Source organism: Williamsia sp. MIQD14 (assembly GCF_051025635.1).
Taxonomy (GTDB): Bacteria; Actinomycetota; Actinomycetes; order Mycobacteriales; family Mycobacteriaceae; genus Williamsia_A.
In genome coordinates this window covers 448,348-471,116 of record NZ_JBPFDG010000004.1, presented here as the reverse complement: position 1 = coordinate 471,116, position 22,769 = coordinate 448,348, and the positions used below count along the sequence as shown (strand labels likewise).

The following is a 22,769-nucleotide window of genomic DNA, read 5'->3' as shown; positions in this document are numbered from 1 at the left end:
CTCATGTGGTTTAGCTACGGGGAGCGTATCGGCCGCGCGCCCATGATCGCGGTACCGACACGCACGCAGGTCGAACCGTGGCGGACGGCCTCGTCGAGGTCGCCGGACATCCCGGCCGAGAACTCGACGGCGTCGGGACGCCGGGCGAGGAATCCCGTCCGGATCGACGCGGCCCGCTCCATCCACAACGCGGGCGTCTCCGACTGTGGCGCGATGACCATCAGCCCCCGCAGCCGCAGATGGTCGAGCGCGTCGACGTGATCGGCCAACGCCTCGAGGTCGTCGACGACGACGCCACCGCGGTCGGGATCGGAGTCGAGGTTGAGCTGCAGCAGCACCTCGAGCGGGTCGTGCCGGTCGCCGTCGTCGAGCGCGACGGCCACGGCGGCGTCGAGCGCGTCGGCGAGCCGGTCGGAATCGAGTGAGTGGACCCTGTCGGCCCACCGACCGACGGTCTTCGCCTTCTTGCGTTGGATCTGACCGATCATGTGGAACGCCAGGGGCTCCTCGGTGCCGGCGCGCAGCTCGGCGGCCTTGCGACCGGCCTCGGGCTCGCGCGATTCGCCGAAGGCGCGCACGCCCAGTCCGATCAACGCGCGGACGTCGGCGGCCGGGAAGAACTTGGTGACGACGAGCAGGTCGACGTCGTCGACGGCGCGGCCTGCCGCCGTGCACGCCTGCGCCAGCCGGGCGCGCGCGGCGTCGAGGTTGTCGGAGAGTTCGCGCACACGCTCGGGCGAGGCGGTCTCCAATCCCCCGGCGTCGGTCCCGTCCTGCGCTCCGGTCACGGCGTGCCGCCGGACGTGTCGGTCCAGATCACCGAGGCCAGTCGTCCGGTGGGGGCTCCGCGACGGTGGCTGAACAGCGTGCGGTCTTCGATGGTGCATCGGGGATCGACGGCCACACCGGAGATGCCGGCCTCGAGCAACTGACGTCGGATCCCCGCGCGCAGGTCGAGTCCCGGGGTGCCCTTCGCGGTGCGTGATGCGCTGCCGGGCAGATGCTGCTCCACATCGCGCTGCATCGCCGCGGGCACCTCGTACTGCCGACCACTCGCCGCGGGACCCAGGAACGCACCGATCCGGGAGAGTTCGGCACCCTGGGCGGTCATCGCCTCGAGGACCTTGCGCATGATCCCCACCCGAGCGCCGACGCGACCGGCGTGCACGGCCGCGATCACGCCTGCGGTGTCGTCGCTCAACAACACCGGGACGCAGTCGGCCGTGACGACGACCAGCGCCAGATCGCTCGCGGTGGTGACCAGTGCATCGGTGGCCGGGACCGGCCCCTCGACGGGGCCGTCGACCACGGTCACGGTCGGGCTGTGGATCTGTTCCATCCACACCATCCGCGCGGGGTCCACACCGATCCGCTCGGCCAGACGCAGACGATTGGCGCGGACGGCGTCGGGATCGTCGCCGACATGATCACCGAGATTGAACTCGTCGTACGGCGCGAGCGACACACCGCCGCGGCGGGTGGTGGTCACCCGACGGACCCGGCCGACCCGACCCGGGGCCGTCGTCACGTCAGCGCTTCATGAAGGGCGGGACGTCCACATCGTCGTCGTCGTCGAGGGTGACGGCGTTGCGGCGTGGTGCCGGCGCGTCGGCGAACGGGTCGCCCGACGCGCGATCGGCGAACGCCGAGTCGGCGGCCGGCGCTGCCGGCGACGAGACGGTGCCCGCGGTCGCCGAACCGACGGCTCCCCGGCCCGCGGTGGAGCGGATCCGCGAGGGCGCCCCGGCGTCGAAACCGGCCGCGATCACCGTCACCCGGACCTCGTCTCCGAGGTTGTCGTCGATCACGGTGCCGAAGATGATGTTCGCGTCCTCGTGCGCGGCCTCCTGGACGAGGGTCGCGGCGTTGTGGATCTCGAACAACCCGAGGTCACTGCCACCGGCGATCGACATCAGCACGCCACGGGCGCCCTCCATCGACGCCTCGAGCAGCGGCGAGTTGATCGCGGCCTCGGCGGCCTTCTTCGCGCGGTCGTCGCCGCGGGCCGATCCGATGCCCATGAGCGCGCTGCCCGCGTCCTTCATGACGCCCTTGACGTCGGCGAAGTCGACGTTGATCAGGCCGGGGGTGGTGATGAGGTCGGTGATGCCCTGGACACCGTTGAGGAGGACCTCGTCGGCGCTGCGGAACGCATCCATCAGCGACACGGCCGCGTCACCGAGCTGCAGCAGACGGTCGTTGGGGATGACGATGAGGGTGTCGCACGACTCGCGCAGTGACGAGATGCCGTCGTCGGCCTGGCCGCCGCGGCGCTTGCCCTCGAAGGAGAACGGGCGCGTCACGACACCGACGGTCAACGCGCCGAGCTTGCGGGCGATGCTCGCGACGACGGGCGCGCCACCGGTGCCGGTGCCACCGCCCTCACCGGCGGTGACGAACACCATGTCGGCACCCTTGAGGAGCTCTTCGATCTCATCCTTGGCGTCCTCCGCGGCGCGACGACCCACCTCGGGGTCTGCGCCGGCGCCGAGGCCGCGGGTGGAGTCACGACCGACGTCGAGTTTGACGTCGGCGTCGCTCATCAACAGCGCCTGGGCGTCGGTGTTGATCGCGATGAACTCGACACCCTTGAGGCCCTGCTCGATCATGCGATTGACGGCGTTCACGCCACCGCCGCCAATGCCGACGACCTTGATGACGGCCAGGTAGTTGTGCGGTGGCGTCATGTCACTCGCCTTCTGTGCGTGGATTGCTCCGCCCCCGTGCGGGAGCGGATGTCTGCCACAGACCGTCACCGGCGACACCGGGGGAACCGGATCGCGAAACTCTCAACCTCAACCACAGGCTTAGAGTTATGTCAAGTAGCGGACTGCTGGGTCAAACGGTAGGCACCCAACCCAGCTCCGGCCAGCAAGCGCTCGGCGTGTCGCGGTCGCAATCCGCCACCGACGCCGGCGACGGGGTCAGCGGAACGTCGGGTACTCGGGTGAGGAGACGTTGAACGAGGTGCCGTCGCGCGGCAGCAGGTACATCAGGGTCCGCGCCTTGTCGGCGGTGCGGTCGGCATCGCCCCACACCACCGTCCGGCGATCACGCAGGGTCATGCGGACGTCGGCGGCCGACTGGGCCCCGATCTCGATGACCTGACGGCGCAGCACGTCGGGCAGCTCCGACACGACCTTCAGCGCGGCGAGAGTGGCGCGGTCCGACGGCGACGGATCGGCGATGGTCATCCGCGGGACCGGCGGCAGCTGCTTCTGCGACGCGAAGTCGACACCGGTGACGTCGATCAGGTGTGAGGCGCCGTCGCGGATGACGAAGGCCACCGCCACACGTTCGACGACGTCGATGTCGATCCCCGACGGGTAGCTGCGTGTCACCCGGACGGACTTGACGCGCGGGATCGCGGCGATGCGCTGTGCGGCGGGTCGCGTGTCCACCTGCAACAGGGGCGTGCCGAGCGCGATGCGCGAGGCGGCGACGATGCTCGCCGGGTCCACGGCGGACTCGCCGCTGACCGAGATCGACCGCACCGACATCAGCGGGGTCGTGTAGGCGACCACGCCGCCGGCGATCACGAGCACGATCGCGGCGATGGTCCCCAGGAGCTTGCGGGTGCCGCGGACGGGCCGTCGACCGCGTCGTGTGCGGGGCGGCCGCCCTCGGTCGTCGACGTCACCGTCGTCGAACTTGTCGTCGGCATACCCGTCGTCGTACTCGTCGTGGTCGTCGACGTGGGCGTCGGGAGCGTAGGTGCTGGTGGTGCGGCTCATGGTGTCTCTCCTCGCCTGCGCAGCGCTTCGACGATCTCGGGGCCCTGCATCGTGATGTCGCCGGCCCCGAGGGTCAACACCACGTCACCCGGCGCCGTCAGGTCGGCCACCAGTGCGGCGACCTGCGACAGGTCGGGCGCGAAGACGACCGGGACGGTGACGAGATGGGCGATGGTCCGTCCGCTGATGCCGTCGAGCGGTTGTTCCCGGGCGCCGTAGACGTCGAGAACCACCACCTGATCGGCGAGATCGAGCGCCTCGGCGAATTCGGCAGCGAATGCCGCTGTGCGCGAGTAGAGGTGGGGCTGGAACACCGCGACGACGCGACCGGATCCCGCGGCGGCGACCAGTTCGCGGGCGGCGGTCAGCACCACCCTGACCTCGGTCGGGTGGTGGGCGTAGTCGTCGTACACCGCGACGTCGCCGACACGGCCGCGCAGCTGGAACCGACGGTGGACCCCGGTGAAGCTCTCCACGCCCGCGATCACACCGTCGGTGGGGGCGCCGACCGACACCGCCGCCGCGATCGCGCCGAGTGCGTTGAGCGCCATGTGGATTCCGGGGACACCGAGGGTCACCAGGTGATCGGACGCCTCCCCCGGCGCCGACGTGCCGGCGGCGAGCATTCCTCCCGAGCCGGAGGCGAGCGTTCCCACCAGGGTGATCGCGGCCTGTCCCCCGACGCCGTGGACGTGCCAGGAACGCAGGACCGCCGCGTGCTCGACCTCGGGTACGCGATCGGCGAATGTGCCTGCCCCGTATCCGATCACCCGCACCCCGCGCTCGAGAAGGCGGTGCACGCACCGCGCGGCGAGGTCGACCGAGCCGGGGTCGTCGAGGCAGACGACCACCACACCACCGGGCTCCACCCGGTCGAGGAACTCGTCGAACACCGCCACGTAGGCCTCGGTGGTCCCGAAATGGTCGAGGTGGTCGGACTCGACGTTGGTGATGATCACCACGTCGGGTCGGTACTGCAGCAGCGAGCCGTCGCTCTCGTCGGCCTCGGCCACGAAGACCGCACCGGTGCCGTGGTGGGCGTTGGTCCCGGATTCGTTGAGCTCGCCGCCGACGGCGAACGACGGGTCGAGCCCGCAGTGCTGCAGCGCGACGACCACCATCGACGTCGTCGAGGTCTTGCCATGGGTGCCCGCGATCAACGCGGTGCGGTAGCCCTGCATCAGCGTCGCGAGCACCGCGGGCCGCAGTGTCACCGGGATGCCGCGCCGATGTGCTTCCACCAGTTCGGGATTCGTCTTCGGGATCGCCGCATGCGTGGTGACGACGACGGTGGGGCCGCCGTCGAGCTGGTCGAGTGCCGACGCGTCGTGGCCGATGCGGACCATCGCTCCGCGGGTGCGCAGCGCCTGCACGCCCCGGCCGTCCTTCGCATCGGACCCCGACACCTGTGCGCCCCGGGCGAGCAGGATGCGCGCGAGCCCGGACATGCCCGCGCCGCCGATCCCCACCATGTGGACACGGGCGAGTTCGGCGGGCAGCGGGGGCACGGTCGACGTCGCGGTCGTCACGACGACCCCCGCCGCGCCCGGGCGGCGTCGAGTCCTGCCTGTGCGACGGCGGCGGCAGCGTCGCGATGCCCGACCTGGCGGGCACCCTGCGACATCACGGCCAGCCGCTCGGGATCGCCGAGGAGGTCGGGGACGGTGTCGGCGACCCACTGTGCGGTGAGCTCCGCGTCGTCGAGCAGCACACCGCCGCCCGCCTCGACGACGGGCAGTGCGTTGAGGCGCTGTTCACCGTTGCCGTGCGGCAGCGGCACGTACACCGCGGGCAGGCCGGTGGCGGAGATCTCGGCGACCGTCATCGCGCCGGACCGGCAGATCACGAGATCGGCTGCGGCGTAGGCGAGATCCATGCGTTTGAGGTAGCCGACCGAGACGTAGGGCGGGGCCCCGGGCGGTGACGACGGCGCCACGGTGTTCTTCGGGCCGTGGGCGTGCAGGACACCGATCCCGGCTCGTCCGAGGGCGTCTGCGGAGTCGGCGACCGCCTCGTTGATGGTGCGTGCGCCCTGCGAACCGCCGAAGGCGAGCAGGGTCGGGGCGTCGGGGTCGAGTCCGAAGTAGTGACGCGCCTGGTCGCGGGTCGCGGCCCGGTCGAGGCTCGCCAGCGATCCCCGGACGGGGATGCCGACCACCTCGGCGTCGAGGCCGGAGCCGTCGACGGCGGCGAGGACCCGGTCGGCGAACCGCGCGCCGACCTTGTTGGCGATGCCCGCGCTGGCGTTGGCCTCGTGGATCACCACCGGGATCCGTGAGCGGCGCAGGACATGTCCCCGCGCGGCGAGATACGCGGGCAGTGCCACGTACCCGCCGAATCCGATGACCACGTCGGCCTCGACGGCGGCGAGGATGCGTCGTGTGGCGCGCACCGACGACCGCAACCGCAACGGGACCGAGAACAGATCACGATTGACCTTCCGCGGCAACGGGACCGGCGGGATCATCTCCAGCGTGTAGCCGCGGTCGGGCACCAGGGTGCGTTCGAGTCCGCGCGGGGTGCCCAAGGCCGTGATACGGGCGTCGGGCTCGATCGCCCGGATCGCGTCGGCGACGGCGAGTGCCGGCTCGATGTGACCGGCGGTGCCACCACCGGCGACCACGACCGAGATCGGTCCGTCGCGGTCGGTGCGGGTCACCGGCGATACCTCGGACTCATCGTGTCGTCGTGACGCGATGTCCGGGCCGTCGTCGCCTCGGGATAGGTGCGGTACCGCACGCGGGGAGCCGAACGGCCCTGTCCCCCGGTGTCGTATCGGCGGGGGCGATCCGCGTCGTGGACGTCGCCCGCATACGCGCTGTGGGCGTACCCCGAGCGAGCCGGGACGCGGCGGCTCTCCGGCGCTCCACGCCGACGCGAGGGCGCGGGATCGGGCGCGTGCGCACCGAACCCGAAGTATGCGGCCGGGCCGCGGCGGGCGGTGCGGCGGTCGCCGGTCCGTGGATCGTTCGCGGCGGACCGGACCCGCGGGGGTGCGGTGCGCGACGGCAGACCCGACGGGTCGGCCAGGCGGTCGCGACGCGCACGCCAGGCCTGTGCGCGCGGTGGTGCGTAGGACTCCGGTTGCGGCAGACGCAGGAACCGACCGATGCGTCCGTCGCCGCCTGCGGCGAGGGCGGCGACCGCCTCGGGTTCGTGGCGGGCGGCGTTCGCGAGCAGACCGAGCATGACCAGGACGGTGAACGTCGACGTTCCTCCGGCCGAGAGCAGGGGTAGCTGGATCCCGGTGACTGGCAGCAGGCCGATCACGTAGCCGATGTTGATCAGGGCCTGGGCGCTGATGAGCACGGTGATCGTCGCGGTCATCATCCGCAGGAACGGGTCGACCGCGCGCAGGGCGATGCGCAGACCGACGAACGCCAGCAGCACGAACAGCCCGATGACGAGCAGCCCTCCCAGCAGGCCCAGTTCCTCGCCGATGATCGCGAAGATGAAGTCGTTGTGGGCGTTGGGCAGGTAGTTCCACTTCGCGCGGCTTTGTCCCAGCCCCTGACCGAACAGGCCACCGTTGGCCAGCGCGTACCGGGCCTGGCGTGCCTGGTAACCGGCGCCCTGCGGGTCGTCGATGTTGCCCAGGAAGCTCTGCACACGCTCGGAGCGGTAGCCCTCGACCATCGCGAGCGCGATCGCCATGGCGGCACCGGAGATGACGAAGATGGCGAACACCTTGAGATGCAGACCGGCGAACCAGAGCAGGGTGCCGACGATGATGGCGATCGTGATGGTCGTCGAGAGGTTCGGCTCGAGGATGATCAGCGTGCAGATGAGGATGGCGACCGGCACCAGGGGGACCAGGAGCTCCTTGAGCGATGCGTGGTCCCGCAGCCTCGCCGAGAGCAGGTGGGCCCCCCACACACAGAGGGCCAGCTTCACCAGTTCGGAGGGCTGGATCGACAGTCCGCCGACCACGAACCAGCGTTGTGCGCCCTGACTCTCGGTGCCCACGCCCGGTATGAGCACCAGTGCGAGCAGCAGTGTGGTCACGAAGATCGAGGGCACCGCGAGGCGACGCATGAACCGCACCGGGATGCGCAGTGCGACATAGAACAGGACGGTGCCGAGGATCGCGAACACGACCTGGGTGGTGAACAGGCCGTAGGCCGACCCGCTCTTGGAATACCCCTCGACCGACGACGCCGAGAGCACCATGACCAGGCCGAAGACGGTGAGGATCACCGTGAGCGTCACGATGAGGTGGAACGACGCGAGCGGTCGGCGCAGTACGGCGTCGATGACGCCGCGGGGACCGTCCCACCACGCGCCGGCGCGGCGGACGCCGTCGGATGCCGCGGTCATCGACGGCCCGCTGCGTCGGCCGGACCCGCCGGGGCGGCACCGATGGCGACCGCGGCACGGGCGAAGGAGTCGCCCCGCACGCCGTATCCGGCGAACATGTCGAGAGAGGCCGCGGCCGGGGCGAGCAACACGGTGTCGGGTTGGCCACCGGCGGTCCGGTCGGACTCGAGCAGCGACCACGCCGCGACGAGGGCCGCGTCCATCACCCGGTCCGCCGCGGGGGTCCGGTGGTCCTGTCGTGCATCGGCGTCGTGGGCCGCGCGGGCGGCGGTGCGGGCGCGATCGACGCTGTCGGGAAGTGCGGTGGCGACACCGTCATCGGCGGGCGGCTCGAGCGGCGTGGCTGTCACCCGGTCATCGTCCCCTGTGAACAGTGTGACTGTTGGGATTGTAGGGGCGTGTCGCGCAATCGCCGCGGCCACCAGCTCCCGGTCGGTGCCGATCGCGACCACCCCGGCCAACCGATCGGCCGTCGCGGCGAAGAGATCGTCGACCGCGGCGCCTTTCAGCAGTCCCCCGGCCACCAGCACGACACGGTCGTGCGCGTCGATCGAGGCCCGTGCCGCGTGGGGATTCGTCGCCTTCGAATCGTCGACGAACGTGACCCCGTCGAGCGTGGCCACGACCTCGCCGCGGTGACGACCCGGGACGAAACCGGCGAGCCCCGTCGCGACGGCGTCGACGTCGATGCCCACGGCCAGGCAGAGCGCCGCGGCCGCGGCGGCGTCGACCACACCGGACGGACCGGCCGGGCGGATGTCGGAGACGGGCAGGATCGGCCGTGGCGGCTCGCCCGGCGCGGTGAACGCGTTGTCGACCAGGACGCCGGCCTCGACGCCGATGTCGTCGCCGATCGGCGTGCCGGTGCGGACGCCGACCGTGCGGGCCCCGGGTGTCGTGGCCGCCAGGGCGCCGGCGACCGGGTCGTCGGCGCCGATCACCGCGATCGGGCCGCGCAGGGCACCGACCTTGGCCGTGACGTAGGCGTCCATCGACCCGTGCCAGTCGAGGTGGTCCTCGGCGATGTTGAGCACGACACCGGCGTCGGGGACCACCGACGGCGCCCAGTGCAACTGGAACGACGACATCTCGACGGCGAGGATGTCGACGTGCGGTGACCGGGTGAGGGCGTCGAGGACAGGCAGACCGATGTTGCCGCACGCGGCCACGGTGTGGGTCGATGCCTCGACGACGGCCTCGACCATCGAGGTGGTGGTGGTCTTGCCGTTGGTGCCGGTGATCACGATCCAGGTCCGCCGGGGGCCGAGGAGGCCGGATGCGTCGACGCGCCAGGCGAGTTCGACCTCGCCCCAGATCGGGATCCGGGCGGCGCGGGCGGCGAGGACGAGGGGCGAGTCGGGCCGGAACCCCGGCGACACGACCATCAGGTCGGCCCGCAGGTCGGTGACCGCGGCGTCGACGCTCACCACCTCGACACCGGCGTCGGAGAGCGCCGCACCCGCCGCGGGTCGGCCGTCGGCGACGGTGACCACCGCGCCGCGTGCCGCGAGGAACCGGGCGGCCGACGCCCCGGCGGTCCCGGCTCCGGCGACGACGACCCGCAGGCCGGGGAGGTCGGGCAGCATCGCGGGATCGGCGGTGCCTGCTCGGCTCACCTCACCCACCGTTGGACGTCAGGAACTCGCTGTAGAAGAGCGACAGGCCCAGCGCGCAGGCGATCGCGGTCAGCAACCAGAATCGGATGATGACCGTGGTCTCCGCCCAGCCGCCGAGTTCGAAGTGGTGGTGGAAGGGCGCCATGCGGAAGACCCGTCGCCCGGTGGTGCGGAAGAACGCGATCTGCATGACCACCGAGACGATCTCGGCGACGAAGAGCGCACCGACGACGACCATGAGCAGTTCGGTGCGGGTGGTGATGGACAGGCCGGCGAGCATGCCGCCGAGAGCGAGCGAACCGGTGTCGCCCATGAAGATCTTCGCCGGTGCGGCGTTCCACCACAGGAATCCCAGACAGGCGCCGCCACCGGCGACCGCGATGAGCGCGAGGTCGAGGGGATCGCGCACGTTGTAGCAGCCCGCACTGACCTCGGTGCCCGCCTTCGGGCCACCCGAGCAGGCGTTGCGGTACTGCCAAAAGGTGACCAGCACGTAGGAGCCGAGCACCATCGCCATCGACCCCGCGGCCAGGCCGTCGAGACCGTCGGTGAAGTTCACCGCGTTCGACCAGGCGGCGACGACGAGCCAGCAGAAGATGACGAAGGCGACCGAGCCGAGGGTGACGGCGTTGATGTCGCGGACGTAGGAGAGCTTCACGCTCGCCGGTGCATCGCCGTTGCCGTTGCGGAACTGCAGGGCCAGCACACCGAACAGCAGGGCCGCGACGAGCTGTCCGACCGATTTCGCGGTCTTGTTGAGGCCGAGGTTGCGCTGCTTGCGGATCTTGATGAAGTCGTCGAGGAATCCGACACCGCCGAGGACGGTCGCGAGCGACAACACGAGGATCCCCGAGGCGCTGGGACCCTGGCCGCCGTTGATGAGCCCGGTGAGGTGCGACGCCCAGTAGCCGGCCCAGAGGGCGGCGATGATGGCGACACCACCCATCGACGGGGTACCGCGCTTGGTCTGGTGGCTCTGCGGACCCTCGACGCGGATCTCCTGCCCGAAACCCTGACGCGAGAACACCCGGATGAGCACCGGGGTCAGCAGGATCGACACCGCGAGCGCGACCGCACCCGCTATCAGGATCTGCGTCACCTTCTCGTCTCCATCCGGGGTCGTCTCGCGGGTCGGGGCGTGCGGTGGGTGATCAGTCGTCGGTCCCGACCGGGAGCTCCACGAGCGTGGCCACACACCGTTGGTCATCCAACAGGTTGCGCGCGACCGCCGACAAATCGGATCCGTCGCCCGCGACGAGGACCACATCGCCGTCCCCGATCTCGCCCAGCAGCATCTCCACGGCGGAGTCCGCGTCGGCGACCATCCGCGCCTCGTCGCCCCACGAACCCTCCATCACCGCGCCCTGGTGCAGGGCGCGGACGATCCGGGTGGTGCCGACGGCGATCACGATGTCGACGGCGAGTCGCACGGCCAGCCGACCCACCCGGTCGTGGGCGACCGCGCGGTCGTTGTCGGGTTCGGTACCGCCGAACTCGCCGAGCACAGCAAAGCTGCGGCCGCGACCCGCGTCGCGACCGCCCTCGCGGGCGGTCTGCACCAGGGTCCGCAGCGCGCCACGGACGCGGTTCGTCGCCTCGTCGGTGCCCGACGCCGTCGTGTCGGCGGCCGCGGCGAGGTCGATCACGCGGATGTGGGGGGTCATGTCGTCTCCTGACGGTCGGCGAGTGCCCGCCGCAGCACGTCTCGATCGTCGAAGGGGTTCTTCACGCCGGCGATCTCCTGCCCGCTCTCGTGGCCCTTGCCCGCGACGAGCACGGTGTCGCCGGCCCGTGCCCACGCGACCGCGTGGGCGATGGCGGCGGCGCGGTCGCCGATCTCGACGATCGCCTCCGATCCGGTGGGTCGCTCACCACGGGGCACCTGTTCGGCGCCGGCTCGCACCTCCGCGCGGATGGCCGCGGGATCCTCGTCGCGAGGGTTGTCGTCGGTCACGATCACCAGATGGGCTCCCCTCGCGGCGGCCTCCCCCATGAGTGGACGCTTACCGGTGTCGCGGTTGCCGCCGGCGCCGACCACCACCGCCAGCCGACCCCGTGTCTGCCCGCGCAGGGTCGCGATGACGGCCTCGACGGCGGCGGGCTTGTGGGCGTAGTCGACGACGGCGAGGAAATCCTGCCCCTCGTCGACGAGCTCGACACGTCCCGGCACCGCGACCCCGGCGATACCCGCGACGGCGTCGGTGATCGACACCCCGGCGGCGTCGGCGATGGCCAGGGCGATCAGTGCGTTGGCCACGTTGTACCGGCCGGGCAGGGGCACCCGCAGGGTGTGCGGTGCGCCCTGTGGGTCGCGGACGGTGACGACCTGCGACCCGTCGTCGCGGAGTCGGGACGGGCCGGCGTACCAGTCGGCCGCACTGTGGCGCGTCGACACGGTCACCACGCCGTGACCGACGATCTCGGCCATCCGGGCGCCCCACTCGTCGTCGACGCAGACGACCGAGCGGAGGGCGTGCTCGGGCGAATCCGGCCGGAACAACCGCGCTTTCGCCTCGAAGTAGTCGACCATCGTGGGGTGGAAATCGAGGTGGTCCTGCGACAGGTTCGTGAAACCGCCGATGGCGAACGAACTCCCGCGAACGCGTCCGAGCTCGAGGGCGTGGCTCGACACCTCCATCACCACGGTGTCGACCCCCTGTTCGCACATCGCGGCCAGCATCCCCTGCAGCGCCGGCGCCTCCGGGGTGGTCAACGAACTGTCCTGTCGCACACCGGCGACCCGGGTCTCGACGGTGCCGATGAGTCCCACGGTCTGTCCCGCGGACATCAGCGCGGCCTCGGTGAGATAGCTCGAGGTGGTCTTCCCCGAGGTCCCGGTGATACCGATCAGGCGCAGTCGGAGCGAGGGGTTCCCGTAGACGCGGGCGCTGAGTTCGCCGAGGACGCTCCGCGGGTCGGGGTGTACGAGCAGGACGAACGAGGGTGAGGGCGTCGGCGCGGTGGCGATCGCCTCGGTGATGAGCGCGGCCCCGGCGGCGTCGGTGAGCACGGCCGTGGCACCCGCGGAGATGGCCTGGGCTGCGAACTGCGCGCCATGTGCGCGTGCACCGGGCAGTGCGGCGAACAGGTCACCCGGTCGGGTGTCCTGCGCCCGCAGGGTCACCCCGGTGACGCCCACGTTCGACGAGGACGATCCGACGAGGTCGAGACGGGCGCCCGCGGCGGTGGCCAAGGTGTCGACACCACACGGTTCCACCCGACCCGGACGGGTCGGGTCGGGGGTCGCGGTCGGTTGCGGGTGTCGCGTTCCCGATTCGGCCATCGCGCACCCCTCTCGTCTCTCGTCCTGTCCGGCGGGCGACACCGTGCGATCGCGCCGCCCGGTCGAGCGACCGCCCGGCAGATCACCCTACGCGGGAACCCCACCGCCCCGGACCGTCGGCGACGGCGTGGCCGGACGGTCAGGCGGCCTGCAGGATCATCTTCGGCGTCGGGCTCGTCGAGAGCGGGACGCGATCGCGCTGCAGCATCCACGCGGCGATGCTCTCGAACAGCGGCGCCGCCGACTGCCCGCCCGATCCGTCGGTGCTGCGGGTGGGGCGGTCGAGCATGATGCCGACGACGAAGCGCGGATTGTCGGCCGGGGTGATGCCGGCGAAGGTGATGTTGTAGTTCGAGTTGGAGTAGCAACCGCAGTTGGGATCCACCTGCTGGGCGGTACCCGTTTTGGCGCTCACCTGATACCCCGGCACCGCGCCCTTCGATCCGGTGCCCTGCTGTTCGCCGGTCGGATCCGACTGCACGATCGCGCGGAACATGTTGCGCACCGTGGTCGCCGTCTGCGGACTGACCACCCGCACGCCTGCGGGCGGATCGGCGGCGTCGTCGCCGGCCGACTTGATGATCCGCGGCGCAACGCGCACGCCGTCGTTGGCAATCGTCTGGTACATGCTCGTCATCTGCAGCAGCGTCATCGAGAGGCCCTGTCCGATGGGGAGGTTCGCAAACGTGCCACCCGACCACTGGCTGCGCGCGGGCACGTCGCCGGCGCTCTCACCGGGCAGGCCGACCTGCGTGCGCTGGCCGAGCCCGAAGCGCTGCAACATGTTCGCGAACCGGTCCTGGCCGACCTGCTTGGCCAACATCAGCGTCCCGACGTTCGAGGACTTACCGAAGATGCCGGTGGTCGTGTACGGCGCGACGCCGTGCACCCACGCGTCACGCACGGTCACCCCGGCGAGGTCGATGCTGCCCGGGACCTGGTGCACCTGCGTCGGATCGGTCAGGCCGTATTCGATGGCCGCAGAGGCGGTCACGAGCTTGTTCACCGAACCCGGTTCGAACGGCGACGTCACCGGCAGGTCACCGAGCTGGGCGCTTCCCTGCTCGGCCAGAGGCTTCGCGGGGTTGAAGGTGTTGTCGTTCGCCATCGCGACGACCTCACCGGTCTTCGCGTCGAGCACCACCGCCGAGGCGTTGCGGGCGCCGGAGAGCTCCTTGGCCTTCTGCACCTGGTTCTGCACGAACCACTGCACGTCGGAGTCGATGGTCAGCTCGACGGTCTTGCCGTTCTCGGCCGGGTGCACGTTCCGGGTGCTACCGGGGATCACTGCTCCGTCGGAGCCGCGGTCGTAGGTCTGTGAGCCGTCGGTACCGGCGAGCGCCGAGTCCATCGACGACTCGAGCCCGATCAACCCGTTCCCGTCGAAGTCGACGTCGCCCACGATGTTCGCCGCCAGCGGACCACCGGGGTAGAGACGGATGTCCTGCCGCTCGGCGCCGACCTCGGGGAACTCGTCGGTGATCTTGCCCGCCACCTCGGGGCTGACCGACCGCGCGAGATAGACGAACGGTTCGGAGCTGGCCAACTGCTGCTGCAGCGACTCCTGCGACACCGCACCGCCGAGGAGATCGTGGACGCCGGAGGCGATCTGGCGGATCCGGGTCGAGGAGTCCGGCACCGACGGGTCCTTGGCGTGGGCGGCGTCGATCGCCGCCCGCTCCCGGACCGGCTGGAAGGTCAGTGCCCGCGCCTCGTCGGTGTAGGCGATGGGCTTGCCGTTGCGGTCGACGATGGCTCCCCGCTTCGCGGGCAACGTCTCGACCACCGCTCGCTGATCGGCGGCCTGCGCCGAGAGCGACGACGACTCGACGGTCTGCAGCATCAACAGTTTTCCCGCGACGAGCGCGACGGCGAGTCCCATCACGAGCGCACCGAGACGGGTACGGGTGATGAACTGACGTGCACCGTCTCCGCGTGCGGTGACACCCGCGTCGTCACGGATACCCGCCGAGTACGCACGACGGGGCCGTGCCCGCGAGTCGGCGCGATTCGCGACTCCCGACGCCGATTTCCGCGCGGCCGCCGGCGGCCGCCTACGCTTGTCGGCGCTCATCGGAGACCACCGCGGACACCCGACGCGATCACGCCGTGGACCAGTGCGTTGGTGACGCACATGCGAGAAGCTGACATGACCCAATTCTCCACTGTGTGAACGACATCGACCCGCATCACCGTCGGCGTGGCGCGGTCGCGATCAGCGGGGGATCTGCGAATCGGCCGAACCGGACGTGCCCTGGCCCGCTCCGGACGGCACGGTACCCGCGCTCGGTGTTCCGGTCGGGGCGGTCGAGTTCGTCGACGGAGCAGATGATCCCGGAGATGTGGTGCCCTGGTTCGGGGTCGAGGGGTTCGGGGACGCGGCGGTCCCGGCGGTGCCGGGCAACACGTTCGAGGCCATCGGTTGGTCGGCCGGCGCCGCGGCATCCGGTGTCCCGGCCGATGCGGGCAGTGCGGCGGTGTTGCCGCCGGTCGACGAACCCGGTTGCGGGGTCACGGCGGTGGGACGACCGGCGTTCATCGACGGGGCCGCGGTGCCGGTGGCAGGGGCGATCTCGCCCTCGACACGGGTGCGACCGTCGGGTGCGACCACCAGTCGCGGCACATTGCTCGCCGGGATCATGCCCAGAGCGGTTGCCTTGTCGGACAGTTCGGGTGCCGAGTCGCCGGACTCGAACGACTTCTTCAGGGCGTCCCGGCGGTCGATGAGCGTCTGGTTCTCCTGACGCTTCGCCGAGAGTTCGTAGGATGTCTGCGCCGCGGTCGTCGAGAGCCACAGCGTGAGGCCGAGTCCGACGGCGAGGATCGCGATGACCAGGACGGCGAAAGGCATCCGCCGCAACAGATCCGCGGGCGATGCGACGATGCGGGCGACGACACCGCCGGCCGGGCGTTCACGGTGGTCGACGAGTGTCGTCGTCGACCGCTGGGTCGCACGACGACGGCGTCGATCGATGGCGCGCTGCGCGGCCGGCGACCGGTTCTCCCGCGGGCGGTCGGCGGCACCCGTGCGATCACGACGACGCCGCGTACCCGACGCCGACCCACCGGCCTCGTCGAGATCGGGATCCCAGTCGGTGTCGATCGGATCGGAGTCCACCAGATCGCCCGGTGCTGCACCACTTTCGGATCCGGCGACCATCGCGCCTCGGTCTGCCACGGTCATCGCGGTACCTCCCTCGTCACGACATCCGTCGCAGTCTCGTCCGTTTCGTGCAACGCCTGTCCCCCGCCGGCCACCCGGGTCATCGCGGCGCCAGTCGTTCGATCGCCCGCAGTCGGACCGGCGCCGACCGTGGGTTCGACTCGATCTCCGCGTCATCGGCGCGCTCGGCCCCGCGGGTCACCAGGCGGTATTCCGGCGCGGTCCCGGGGAGGTCGAACGGCAGTCCGGGAGGCGTCTTCGAGGTGACCCGATGCGCGAACTCCCGCTTGACGATGCGGTCCTCGAGCGACTGGTAGCTCATGACCACCAGACGTCCACCGACGGCCAGGCGGTCGACCGCCGCGGGCATCGCCCGCTGCAGCGATTCCATCTCCCGGTTGACCTCGATCCGCAGCGCCTGGAAGGTGCGCTTGGCGGGGTGCCCACCGGTGCGCCGTGTGGCGGCGGGTATCGCGCGGTAGAGCAGCTCCACCAACCGGGCGCTGGTGTCGAACGGCTGGTGCTCCCGCTCCCGCAGGACGGCCGAGGCAATCTTCCCGGCGAACCGCTCCTCGCCGTACTCCGAGAGCACACGGGCGATCTCGCCGTGTGAGTAGGTGTTGAGGATGTCCGCGGCGGTGAGCGTGTCGGTGTCGTTCATCCGCATGTCCAACGGGGCGTCGACGGAGTAGGCGAAACCACGGTCGTGTTGGTCGAGCTGCATCGACGAGACCCCGAGATCGAACAGCGCCGCGTCGTACCGCGTCCGCCCGAGATCGTCGAGAATGTCGGCGATCTCGTCGTAGCGGCGCCGGACGATGGTGACGCGATCGGCGAACGGCGCCAGCCGCTCCGACGCCGAGGACACCGCGTTGCCGTCGCGGTCGATGGCGATGATCGCGACGCCGGGGAATCGGCTCGCCACGAGTTCGCTGTGCCCGCCGGCTCCCAGCGTCGCGTCGACGAACGTGGCACCGGTGCCGTCGGGTGCGGTGTGGGTGAGGGCGGGGGCGATGAGGTCGATCATCCGGTCCGCCATCACCGGGATGTGTCCGTGTTCGCCCGACTTGTGCTCCACCAGGGGCCTTTCGGAGTGGCTGCGCACTGCGGTGCGGGTCGATCGGACCGGTCGCCGGCAGCACGACGCGGCGTCGTGCTGTCGGCGTGGCCGGTGGGTCGCTGCGGTGAGTCCGGGTCCCTGCCCGATGACGGACCTGGCGCTGGGGAAGTGCGCCAGGGACATCTCGGGCAGAGGCCTGAGCTCGCCGAGGCGAACCGGGCCGTGCGGTCCCGCCGAGGTCCTCCGGCGGCGGGACTGCGTGATCACAGGATGTTTTCCAGGGACGGGTTGTCGGCCCGCGAGAAGCTCTCCTCGTGCTGGGATTCGTACTGCTCCCAGGCCTGTGCATCCCAGATCTCGACGTAGTCGTAGTTGCCGATCACCGCGCAGTCCTTGGTGAGGCCTGCGTAGTCCCGGTGCTTCGACGACAGGGTGATCCGTCCCTGTGCGTCCGGCACCATCTCCTCGGTGCTGGAGTTGAGATGGCGCTGGTACATCCGCGCCTTCTCGTCGACCTTCGACGCCGCGGCGGCCCGCTTCGCACGCTCCACGAAGTCCTCGGGCAGATAGATCGCGAGGCTGTGGTCCTGACCGCGAGTGACCATCATGCCTCCTGCCAACTGCTCTCGGAACTTCGCGGGAAGCGTGAGCCGCCCTTTGTCGTCCAGCTTGTGCAGGTGTGTGCCGAGGAACATGTTCTCCCCACACCTCCTGCCGGGCGGAGTCGCGAGTCCGGCACTCTCTCCTCCGTGCACCACAGTACCCCACTTCCCCCCACTTTCCACCCCCAGATGACCAACGAGTTGCCGCTCGACCGCAAACTCACTGGTCAGAGGAGAGAAATGTGGTGGGGCATGTATGCGCCGCCGGGTCGATCACCGACATGGCGACCTGGGCTTTTGCCACGAAGAAGCATCGTCCGCGGCCATCTAACGCGCGGGGACGTGTGTGGTGGAGGGAAGTGGGGAGAGGTGGATGCGGGGGGCGAGCCGGCGCATCCGGCGCCGTCGACCGCCCCCACGACGACGAGACCGCGCACCGGGAGTCGGTGCGCGGTCTCGTGTGTCTGTGGTCAGTGCGGGACGGACGGCGTCCCGCCGGGGGTCATTCCTGCTCGAACCGTCGGTTGAAGCGCTCTTCCATCCGCTCGCTGAACGACCGGGACCCGTTGCCCCGCGAGCGACGTCCCGAGGACGCCTCGGAGGTCGATCCCGACGCCGGCGGCGCGGACGATCCGATACCCCAGAGAGCGATGAGGCCGGCGGCGAACATCACGAGGAATCCGACCAGGCTGAGGATCGGGAACCCACCGACCGTGACGTCGACGACCAGACCGCCGATCAGCAGCAACAGCCCGACGACGAACAGCACTGCCGCCTGCAGGCGTTTACGCGTGGTGGAACCTCCGCGGACCCGACGACGCCGGACATTCGACGCGAACTTGGGATCTTCGGCGTACAGCGCGTTCTCGATCTGTTCGAGCATTCGCTGCTCGTGCTCCGAGAGTGGCACCGCCCCTCCTTACAGCACTTCGGTCCGGTGACCGGACGGTGTCGAACGCATACCCGCGGCAGGTGTGTCGGGGTCGGTGGGCTCGTGTCGCGAGCCCTGTTGACGATGATACGAGGTGATCGAGAAACCGACCACCATTACCCGGCTGAGAGTTCGGCCAGAGTCGCCGATCGATGACCCGCGGGCACTCGCGTCCCGTGTTCGAACGCGACGACCTGCGCCTGCACCTCCGCCAGGAAGTCGGCGAGACGGGCCTGCGTGGCCTGGACCCGTGCGGGTTCGATGTCGCGGACGACGCCGAGTTCGATGTCGGCGCGCAACCGCGACAGCCCCGCGAAGTAGGTGGCCCAGGTGGTCAGCTCCGGCAGGGCACGGGGAAGGCGCGCCCAGGCGCTCACCGATCCGCGACGCGGGCGGACGGTGGACTTCTCCCCGATCACCAGCGCGGCACCGGCCGCACGCAGGGCGGCCAGGTAGAGCGCCCGCAGCTGCTCCGTCGGTTCCGGTGCGTCGGTCGCGTGGGCCGCCATGGCCTCCGCCCGACCGAGCAGTTCACGAGCCCGCAGCGCGAGTCGTGGGTCGACCGTGGCGGTGCGTCGTGTCGTCGAACGTGTCCCGGTCATCGTCACACCCCTCTCGTGGTCTCTTCGTGTACCTGTGGAGGTTCAACCCCATCGGACGGATCAGTCATACCGGCGCCCACCGACAACGTGAGCAACAGAACAACCGCTGCCCACCGGAATCGGAGCGTGCCGAACGACGATCGGGCCGGCCCGGCCGCAGACGCTTCCCTCGTCCACCGCCGAACCGGCCGTCGGTCGTCGGGTCACGATGAGACTCGTCGCGGAGGTTGAGTACTCGAACACCCGTTCGACCTATTCAATATAGCTACCCCCCGACAAGGTCTCAAGAGGAGGCGGAGAACGGTGTCTGTTCGCCTGGTCGGCCTCGTCCCCGACGACGCCCAGGACTGGTTGAACCCCGCTCTCGACGTCTACGTCGAGGCCATGGGGTACCCCAGGGGGACCCAGACACACCGCTCCCCCCTGTGGCGCGATCACATGCGACGACCCGGGTGGACCGCGGTCGGCGCCTACCGCTCCCCCGACGACGCGACGGACGGATCACCGACGGGCGGGTCGCTGGTCGGCATCGCCTACGGCTACACCGGCGCCGGCGACCAGTGGTGGCACCAACAACTCTGCGCCGGTCTTCGGCACGGTGGGTACACCCGTGAGCAGATCGACGAGATCACCCGCGACTACTTCGAACTGACCGAGCTCCACGTGCACCCCCGACTGCAGGGCCACCGCATCGGCGAGGCGCTGCTCGCGCGACTCCTCGAGGGCCGCACCGAGAAGAGCGTGCTCCTCTCCACACCGGAGGTGCCCGCCGACGACAACCGCGCGTGGCGTCTCTACCGGCGGGTCGGTTTCGCCGACCTGCTCCGCCACTTCAGCTTCGCGGGCGACCCGCGACCGTTCGCCGTACTCGGACGCCGACTACCGATGGGCCCCCATGACGACCAGCAGTGACGCCCGCATCCACGACACGATCGTGGTGGGCGCCGGACACAACGGACTCGTCGCGGCGACGTACCTCGCCCAGGCGGGTCTCGACGTGGCCGTGGTCGAACGCGACACCATCCCCGGCGGCGCCGTGTCCACGGTGGCCCGGTTCCCGGGTTACCGGGTGGACCGGGGTTCCTCGGCCCACATCATGATCCGGCACACCTCGATCATCGACGACCTGTCGCTGGGAGCACACGGTCTGCGCTACATCGACTGCGACCCATGGGCGTTCGCGCCGGCCGTCGGCGATTCGCCGGCGATCGTCTTCCGCACCGATCTCGACGCGACCTGCGCCTCCATCGAGGCGGCGTGCGGCGCACGCGAGGCCGATGCCTACCGACGGTTCGTCGCGGTCTGGGGTCCGCGTTCGGCGGCGGTGATGCGGATGTTCGCCCACCGCCCGACCATCGGCGGCTTCGCGCGCTCGTTCTGGGGCATGCCGACCCGTGACGGCGTCACCGGCCGGGCCGCCGGGGCGAATCTGGCCCAGGAGTTCCTCCGCTCGGGAGATGCCCTGCTCGACAGCTGGTTCGACTCCGAGCGCCTCAGGGCCGCGCTGGCGTGGTTCGGCGCGCAGTCGGGGCCACCGATGAGCGAACCCGGTACCGCCCCGATGGTCGGCATCGCGGCGCTCATGCACACGGTGCCGCCCGGTCGCGCGGTCGGTGGCAGCGGCGCCCTCACCGAGGCACTCGTCTCGGCCCTGCGCTCGCACGGCGGCGAACTCGTCCTCGACGCGCCGGTCGAATCGCTGGCGTGGACCGGTGACCACTGGCGGGTGACGTCGACCGGTGGCGCGGTCCGCCGCGCGCGGTCGGTCGTCGCGGCCTGCCACATCCTCACCACCCTCGACGCGCTCGCCGCCGGCGGTGTCGCGCCCGAGCAGGTGCGCCGATGGCAGAGCCGGATCGAGGTCGGCCCGGGCATCGGCAGTGCGGTGCGCATCGGCGCCACCGCACTCCCCGACTACCCCGGTCTGCCCGCCGACCTCCCCGCCCACCGCGTCCACTCCGGCCTGGGACTCCTGGTCTCCGACCGGGCCCACCTGGCCGCGGCCTACGGCGACGCCCGCGCCGGGCAGCTCCCCCGCCGCCCGGCCCTGGTGGCCATGAGCTACTCCGCCATCGATCCGGGACTGGCTCCACCAGAACGGCATTCGATCACCCTGTGGTCGCAGTGGCACCCGCGGCACCTCGCCGAGAACCGCTCGTGGACCGACCTCGCGCACCGGGCCGGCGACGACATCGTCGCCGAGATGGATCGACAGGCCCCCGGGTTCTCGTCGACCATCGAACACGTGCACGTACAGACCCCCGACCGGATCGAGGACGAACTGGGCCTCGTCGGCGGCAACGTGATGCATGTCGAGATGTCGATGGACCAGATGTTCGCCTTCCGGCCCCATCCCGACCTCGGCGGCCATCGGGTGCCCGGCGTACCGGGCCTCTACCTCGCCGGCGCCTCGACCCATCCCGGCGGCGGCGTGAGCGGCATCAGCGGGGCGCTCGCCGCCGACCTCGTGCTCTCCGACCGCGCCGGACGCGCCGACGGCGTGCGCGAGGCACTGGGCTCGGCGTGGACGGCGGTGCGCCGCCGAGCACCGCTGGTCGGCAGGCCCCGGACGTGACCGCGCCGACGGCCGCGCGCGCCACCACCGGCACCGCCCGCGCGGTGTCGCTGGTCGCGGTCGCGGCCTGGGTGCTCGCCCAGATCGTCTACTCGCTCGTCGAGGGATCGGCACGCGACACCGCGACGATGGTCGTGCTGTGTGCGGGGTCGATCGCGATGATCGTCGACGTCATCGGACGCCGGGGCGTGGGTCGCGGTGTGACCGTCATCGCCGCGGTGTCGGCCATCGTCTTCGCCGCCGAGGTCGTCGGCACCCGGACGGGATTCCCCTTCGGCGCGTACGGCTACGCCACCGACCGCATCGGCCCGGCCGTGGCCGACGTCCCGATCCTCATCACCGCCGCCTGGTTCATGGGGGCGTACGCGGTCTGGCGGGTGGCGGCCCACGTGGTGCCGACTGCGCGGGCGGGACGTGTCGCGATCGGCGTCGTGGGCCTGGTGAGCTGGGATCTCTACCTCGATCCGCAGATGGTCGCGGCGGGGCTCTGGCGCTGGGACTCCACGGACTCGGGTCTGCCGGGGATGGAGGCGATCCCACTGACCAACTTCGCCGGATGGGCGGTGGTCGGACTCGTGGTCATGGGGGTGTTCGAACTCCTCGATCCGCCCGACCCCGCGCGGGGCGCGGCACCGGTCGTCCCGCTGGTGTGGCTGTGGTGGACCTGGGCGGGATCGGCGTTCGCCCAGATCGCCCTGCTCGAGAACGGCGCGCTGCGGTCGGGCGTCGCCTACGGCATCGTCGGCATGGGCGTGCTGGCGGTACCCGCGATCGTCACCGTCGTGACGTCGCGACGCCGCCACACCCCCCGCCCCACGACACGCACCGACGCACCGCACGCGGCGGGTCGTCGTCGGTGACCCACTCGACCTGGCACGATGTCGTG

At 70.8% G+C, this 22,769-nt stretch carries 20 protein-coding genes; 3 read left to right on the top strand and 17 right to left on the bottom strand.

Annotation, left to right across the window (positions count from 1 at the left end):
• Positions 1–14: 14 nt before the first annotated feature.
• The 17 genes from ACQ7HM_RS16815 to ACQ7HM_RS16735 form a co-directional block, all read right to left on the bottom strand.
• Positions 15–788, bottom strand: a complete 774-nt coding sequence (locus tag ACQ7HM_RS16815; protein ID WP_434217364.1) for a YggS family pyridoxal phosphate-dependent enzyme — start codon at positions 786–788, stop codon at positions 15–17.
• Positions 785–1,528, bottom strand: a complete 744-nt coding sequence (gene pgeF, locus ACQ7HM_RS16810; RefSeq protein ID WP_434217363.1) for a peptidoglycan editing factor PgeF — start codon at positions 1,526–1,528, stop codon at positions 785–787. The genes ACQ7HM_RS16815 and pgeF overlap by 4 nt, the downstream gene beginning before the upstream one ends.
• A 1-nt stretch (position 1,529) precedes the next feature.
• A complete protein-coding gene (ftsZ, locus tag ACQ7HM_RS16805; protein ID WP_434217362.1) occupies positions 1,530–2,687 on the bottom strand; it encodes a cell division protein FtsZ in 1,158 nt (385 codons plus the stop codon).
• 237 nt (positions 2,688–2,924) lie between these two features.
• Positions 2,925–3,734: a cell division protein FtsQ/DivIB gene (locus ACQ7HM_RS16800; RefSeq protein WP_434217361.1), complete on the bottom strand. Its 810-nt coding sequence runs from the start codon at positions 3,732–3,734 to the stop codon at positions 2,925–2,927.
• Positions 3,731–5,206 carry a UDP-N-acetylmuramate--L-alanine ligase gene (gene murC, locus ACQ7HM_RS16795; protein ID WP_434217507.1) on the bottom strand — a complete coding sequence of 492 codons (1,476 nt, stop codon included), beginning with the start codon at positions 5,204–5,206 and terminating at the stop codon, positions 3,731–3,733. The genes ACQ7HM_RS16800 and murC overlap by 4 nt, the downstream gene beginning before the upstream one ends.
• 53 nt (positions 5,207–5,259) lie before the next feature.
• The gene (murG, locus tag ACQ7HM_RS16790) at positions 5,260–6,393 is read right to left on the bottom strand and encodes an undecaprenyldiphospho-muramoylpentapeptide beta-N-acetylglucosaminyltransferase (RefSeq protein ID WP_434217360.1); all 1,134 of its coding nucleotides are present in this window, start codon (positions 6,391–6,393) and stop codon (positions 5,260–5,262) included.
• Positions 6,390–8,051 carry a putative lipid II flippase FtsW gene (gene ftsW / locus ACQ7HM_RS16785; protein ID WP_434217359.1) on the bottom strand — a complete coding sequence of 554 codons (1,662 nt, stop codon included), beginning with the start codon at positions 8,049–8,051 and terminating at the stop codon, positions 6,390–6,392. Before ftsW ends, murG begins: the two co-directional genes overlap by 4 nt.
• Positions 8,048–9,637, bottom strand: a complete 1,590-nt coding sequence (murD, locus tag ACQ7HM_RS16780) for a UDP-N-acetylmuramoyl-L-alanine--D-glutamate ligase (RefSeq protein WP_434217506.1) — start codon at positions 9,635–9,637, stop codon at positions 8,048–8,050. Before murD ends, ftsW begins: the two co-directional genes overlap by 4 nt.
• A 31-nt stretch (positions 9,638–9,668) precedes the next feature.
• Complete coding sequence (gene mraY / locus ACQ7HM_RS16775) at positions 9,669–10,766, bottom strand: phospho-N-acetylmuramoyl-pentapeptide-transferase (RefSeq protein WP_045823080.1); 1,098 nt, start codon at positions 10,764–10,766, stop codon at positions 9,669–9,671.
• A 52-nt stretch (positions 10,767–10,818) separates the two neighbouring features.
• Positions 10,819–11,331 carry a glutamate ligase domain-containing protein gene (locus ACQ7HM_RS16770; protein ID WP_434217358.1) on the bottom strand — a complete coding sequence of 171 codons (513 nt, stop codon included), beginning with the start codon at positions 11,329–11,331 and terminating at the stop codon, positions 10,819–10,821.
• A complete protein-coding gene (locus ACQ7HM_RS16765) occupies positions 11,328–12,950 on the bottom strand; it encodes a UDP-N-acetylmuramoyl-L-alanyl-D-glutamate--2,6-diaminopimelate ligase (RefSeq protein WP_434217357.1) in 1,623 nt (540 codons plus the stop codon). Before ACQ7HM_RS16765 ends, ACQ7HM_RS16770 begins: the two co-directional genes overlap by 4 nt.
• Before the next feature lie 139 nt (positions 12,951–13,089).
• Complete coding sequence (locus ACQ7HM_RS16760; protein ID WP_434217356.1) at positions 13,090–15,024, bottom strand: peptidoglycan D,D-transpeptidase FtsI family protein; 1,935 nt, start codon at positions 15,022–15,024, stop codon at positions 13,090–13,092.
• Positions 15,025–15,165: 141 nt separating this feature from the next.
• Complete coding sequence (locus ACQ7HM_RS16755; RefSeq protein WP_434217355.1) at positions 15,166–16,134, bottom strand: hypothetical protein; 969 nt, start codon at positions 16,132–16,134, stop codon at positions 15,166–15,168.
• Between the two features lie 79 nt (positions 16,135–16,213).
• A complete protein-coding gene (rsmH, locus tag ACQ7HM_RS16750; RefSeq protein ID WP_434217505.1) occupies positions 16,214–17,194 on the bottom strand; it encodes a 16S rRNA (cytosine(1402)-N(4))-methyltransferase RsmH in 981 nt (326 codons plus the stop codon).
• 242 nt (positions 17,195–17,436) lie between these two features.
• Positions 17,437–17,868 (bottom strand): division/cell wall cluster transcriptional repressor MraZ, encoded by a 432-nt coding sequence (mraZ, locus tag ACQ7HM_RS16745; protein ID WP_434217354.1) that lies wholly within the window; start codon positions 17,866–17,868, stop codon positions 17,437–17,439.
• 409 nt (positions 17,869–18,277) lie between these two features.
• A complete protein-coding gene (locus ACQ7HM_RS16740; RefSeq protein WP_434217353.1) occupies positions 18,278–18,685 on the bottom strand; it encodes a DUF3040 domain-containing protein in 408 nt (135 codons plus the stop codon).
• Between the two features lie 137 nt (positions 18,686–18,822).
• The gene (locus ACQ7HM_RS16735) at positions 18,823–19,308 is read right to left on the bottom strand and encodes an SAV_6107 family HEPN domain-containing protein (RefSeq protein WP_434217352.1); all 486 of its coding nucleotides are present in this window, start codon (positions 19,306–19,308) and stop codon (positions 18,823–18,825) included.
• A gap of 303 nt (positions 19,309–19,611) precedes the next feature.
• On the opposite strand from ACQ7HM_RS16735, the gene ACQ7HM_RS16730 reads away from it, so the two are divergent.
• The 3 genes from ACQ7HM_RS16730 to ACQ7HM_RS16720 are packed head-to-tail and all read left to right on the top strand — an operon-like array spanning position 19,612 to position 22,743.
• Complete coding sequence (locus tag ACQ7HM_RS16730; RefSeq protein ID WP_434217351.1) at positions 19,612–20,220, top strand: GNAT family N-acetyltransferase; 609 nt, start codon at positions 19,612–19,614, stop codon at positions 20,218–20,220.
• Positions 20,204–21,883 carry a phytoene desaturase family protein gene (locus ACQ7HM_RS16725; RefSeq protein ID WP_434217350.1) on the top strand — a complete coding sequence of 560 codons (1,680 nt, stop codon included), beginning with the start codon at positions 20,204–20,206 and terminating at the stop codon, positions 21,881–21,883. The genes ACQ7HM_RS16730 and ACQ7HM_RS16725 overlap by 17 nt, the downstream gene beginning before the upstream one ends.
• Complete coding sequence (locus ACQ7HM_RS16720) at positions 21,880–22,743, top strand: carotenoid biosynthesis protein (RefSeq protein WP_434217349.1); 864 nt, start codon at positions 21,880–21,882, stop codon at positions 22,741–22,743. Before ACQ7HM_RS16725 ends, ACQ7HM_RS16720 begins: the two co-directional genes overlap by 4 nt.
• Positions 22,744–22,769 lie beyond the last annotated feature (26 nt).

Bases quoted from the DNA above. Each gene is read 5' to 3' on its own strand.
- ftsZ (WP_434217362.1), bottom strand. From the start codon at position 2,687: ATGACGCCACCGCACAACTACCTGGCCGTCATCAAGGTCGTCGGCATT.
- ACQ7HM_RS16800 (WP_434217361.1), bottom strand. From the start codon at position 3,734: ATGAGCCGCACCACCAGCACCTACGCTCCCGACGCCCACGTCGACGAC.
- murC (WP_434217507.1), bottom strand. From the start codon at position 5,206: ATGGTGGGGATCGGCGGCGCGGGCATGTCCGGGCTCGCGCGCATCCTG.
- ftsW (WP_434217359.1), bottom strand. From the start codon at position 8,051: ATGACCGCGGCATCCGACGGCGTCCGCCGCGCCGGCGCGTGGTGGGAC.
- murD (WP_434217506.1), bottom strand. From the start codon at position 9,637: ATGCTGCCCGACCTCCCCGGCCTGCGGGTCGTCGTCGCCGGAGCCGGG.
- ACQ7HM_RS16770 (WP_434217358.1), bottom strand. From the start codon at position 11,331: ATGACCCCCCACATCCGCGTGATCGACCTCGCCGCGGCCGCCGACACG.
- ACQ7HM_RS16765 (WP_434217357.1), bottom strand. From the start codon at position 12,950: ATGGCCGAATCGGGAACGCGACACCCGCAACCGACCGCGACCCCCGAC.
- ACQ7HM_RS16760 (WP_434217356.1), bottom strand. From the start codon at position 15,024: ATGAGCGCCGACAAGCGTAGGCGGCCGCCGGCGGCCGCGCGGAAATCG.
- ACQ7HM_RS16755 (WP_434217355.1), bottom strand. From the start codon at position 16,134: ATGACCGTGGCAGACCGAGGCGCGATGGTCGCCGGATCCGAAAGTGGT.
- mraZ (WP_434217354.1), bottom strand. From the start codon at position 17,868: ATGTTCCTCGGCACACACCTGCACAAGCTGGACGACAAAGGGCGGCTC.
- ACQ7HM_RS16735 (WP_434217352.1), bottom strand. From the start codon at position 19,308: ATGACCGGGACACGTTCGACGACACGACGCACCGCCACGGTCGACCCA.
- ACQ7HM_RS16725 (WP_434217350.1), top strand. From the start codon at position 20,204: ATGACGACCAGCAGTGACGCCCGCATCCACGACACGATCGTGGTGGGC.